At 49.4% G+C, this 3,074-nt stretch carries 3 protein-coding genes; 1 reads left to right on the top strand and 2 read right to left on the bottom strand.

Features of this window, described 5'->3' with window-relative positions; genetic code table 11:
• Positions 1-1,559: FAD-dependent oxidoreductase (locus IQ219_RS18515; protein ID WP_194073581.1), on the top strand; the 1,559-nt coding region annotated here is incomplete at its 5' end.
• A 180-nt stretch (positions 1,560-1,739) separates the two neighbouring features.
• Here IQ219_RS18515 and IQ219_RS18510 read toward each other — a convergent pair.
• Together IQ219_RS18510 and IQ219_RS18505 are read right to left on the bottom strand one after the other, a co-directional pair.
• On the bottom strand, positions 1,740-2,663 hold the full coding sequence (locus IQ219_RS18510) for an EamA family transporter (protein ID WP_228017350.1): 924 nt from the start codon (positions 2,661-2,663) through the stop codon (positions 1,740-1,742).
• Positions 2,664-2,719: 56 nt separating this feature from the next.
• Positions 2,720-3,074 (bottom strand): phosphoribosylformylglycinamidine synthase subunit PurQ (locus IQ219_RS18505; protein ID WP_194073580.1); only part of this gene is annotated, 355 nt, incomplete at its 5' end.

The raw sequence follows: 3,074 nt of genomic DNA, 5'->3' as shown, positions 1-3,074 counted from the left end.
CCACCGCCCCAGGGGAAGAGGGACAGGAAATCATCCAGGCGATCGCCATTCAGCACCAACCGACCCCCAATGCTCCGCCTCTGAATACCAAACTGCTGTCCCAGACCATTGAAGATAGTTACCGTTACGAAGATTCAGAACAATTAACCAAAACCATTATTAACTTCAATCCTCCCCAGACTAACCAGGGTAGAAGAGCCCCATGGTTGGTGGTGGAAGCTACGGAAACGGGGGAATTAATTGCCCTGGCTGATGTGCCCTATCGAGTGGGAGTGGATCCCCGCACCTACCTAGACCCCTCTTCCTCTAGTGTGGAAGGTTTTGCTTACTGTACCCAGGGCTTTACCTACACCTTTGCGATGGAGGCCACTGCGGAGCCCCAACCCCAGCCAGAACCGGACTTTTACCAAAGATTTATCCCCTATTACAGCTACGACCAATCCCGGTTTGATTTCGATGCGTTGTTTACTTATCGACGTATTTGGAGTCCAGATGGCCTAGGAATTTTTGAGCCCGCCACCCCTAATCAACCGAAAAATCGCTTTGGGGTCAGTCCCGCCCGGCCGGGGGAAATTTCCATGCAAAACTGGTTACCAGGTAATGACTACACCCCTGGTACCCCTAGGGACAATTTTGTTTACACCAGGGAGCAGCTACAACAAACGGGACAATTGGAACCGGGGGGATGGTTGGGAGGCTTGCGGACGGAAAGCCTAGCCAATGGGGAAAAAATTGCCCTGGGTTTTTACCATTGGTTAGTGGCGGGTACCACCGATGCCAAATTAGGGAACAACGTCAAAAAGCCCAATCCTAATAACCGTTTGCTGACGGGGCTGGATAGTCCCATGGGTACGGAGCATGGCCTTTCTAAGTTTCCCTATATTCGGGAAGGGCGCAGGATTATTGGGCGGCCAGATTTTATTTATCCCAACGGTTTTGAAATCAATGAAACAGACATTTCCCGCCAGAACTTTAAGGACGATTTTTATCGGGAAAATCTTTCTCCCCGGGATTACCGTCGTTTACATGCCGAGCTAGCGGGCATTGATGGTTTAGACGTGCTGGATGGTACCCTTGCTCCCGATGCCGTGGAGCGCCGTCAGCGGGCCACCATGTACCCGGATTCTGTGGGCATTGGCCATTACAACATTGATTTCCACCCCTGCTATTTGGAATATCCAGTGGAAAAACCCGGTAACATTGAGCGGCCGGGGGAGCGACAAGCCCATACCCCTTCCTATCCGTTCCAAATTCCCCTGCGGGCCATGATTCCCCAGCGCATTGATAATTTATTGGTGGTGGGAAAAACCATTGCCACTAGTCACATTGCGGCGGCGGCCTACCGAGTTCATTCCTTTGAGTGGTCTTCCGGGGCGGCGGCGGGTATTGTGGCGGCGGATGCGTTGCAAAACGATTATTTACCCTATCAATTGGTGAACCAAACTGCTTTAATTGCTAATCCAAAATTGTTGCAGTTACGGCGCAAAATTGAAGATACGGGTAACCCGACAGCTTTCCCTAATACTTCTATTTTCACTAGCTTTGAAAATTGGAAGTAAGGAGTTCTTTGGGTTGACGTTTATTGGATTGGAGCCTGTTTGTAAAGGGGATTAATCTCCTAGCCCCGCTTAAAAATTTGTTTAGTCTGCCTCAACTTCCGACAAGTAATTAATCTCCCTTACCTGTCTTGATGAGGGGCAAAATTTTGTGATCTTGGGAGTGATCGCCAACTTTTTTATCTATAGAAAAAACGGCAACATTTGATCCACAAAATTAACTTCGTCGAGGGCGATGAGGGCTACCCCAGCAGTAATCACACCGATACCAAGCCAACGGGCCAGGGGAATGGTTTCCTTGAGCAAAAATTTAGCCCCCAATAAGCTCATCACATAACCAAGCGCTCCCGCCGGTCGAATCAGACTAATATCCGTCCAACTGAGCAGGGAAATGAAAGTAACAAAACTAATAGTTTGGCAACCAATGCCTCCTAAAACTGAAGGATGGGAAAGGATACGACCGATTAATTTGACCATTTTCAGGGGTGATTGCAAGCTCACAGGGCCAATTTGTTTCATGCCCCGGGCGATTAATACGTCCCCAGCGGAATCGGTAAAAATTAAAATTAGAATACCAAACCAGACTCGGGACAGAGCAATGCCCACCGGAAATAACCACAATGGCGATCGCCGGGAAGACTTCACTGGCACGGCAGGGGTCGGGCTAAACTTTTCCCGCATCAATTGGGAGCGGTGACGATGTTCCGACCAACAGACAATGAACACGCCACTGGCAATCATAAAGGTGGCGAGCCAACGGTAAAAAGAAACTTCTTCCCCCAGTATTAGCCACGCCAGTAGGGCATTGAGGATATAGCTAGAAGAAAATAGGGGGAGAACTAAACTTAAATCCAATCGAGATGTGGCAGTGAAATAAAGGAACAGAGCAAACAATAACGTGATTACCCCCACCACAATCCAGGGGGAAGTGAGCAGATAGAGAAACAATGTCCACAAACCCGCCAGGCTATAGTCCTCCACTGAGCCAAACACTTTCATACCCTGGCTGAGCCAAATATCCCCCAAAACCTGGGTTGTGACCATGGTTAACAGGAGGCCAATGGTTTTCCACTCCCTTAACGTTAAGCGTTTAGCTCCGGTGAGCAAAGTTAATGATCCTCCTCGTCCAGGTGTTAATGGAAAACTTGCTTTGACGGACTAACCTAACCGACGAACATAGCCAGGCCATCCGTTGCTTTGAGTAGGCGATCGGCCGCCCGTTCTGGGTGGGGCATCATACCCAAGACGTTGCCTTGACCATTGGTAATGCCAGCAATGTGGTGTAAGGAGCCGTTGGGATTAATGTCCGCAGTCAGTTCCCCCTGGGCGTTGCTGTAGCGGAAAAGAATTTGGCCGTTATCTTCCAACCCTTTTAACGTATCCTCATCGGCAAAATAGCGGCCTTCACCGTGGGCAATGGGAAGGGTGATTACCTGTTGAGATTGATAGCCCTGGGTCCACAGGGTTTGGTTACTTTCCACCCGCACCGATACTCGGTCACAGATGAAATGTAAATCC

The sequence above is a fragment of the Synechocystis sp. LEGE 06083 genome (genome assembly GCF_015207725.1).
Classification (GTDB): Bacteria; Cyanobacteriota; Cyanobacteriia; order Cyanobacteriales; family Microcystaceae; genus Synechocystis; species Synechocystis salina.
The sequence above is the reverse complement of the archived record's forward strand: the minus strand, read 5'-3'. Positions and strand labels throughout refer to the sequence as shown.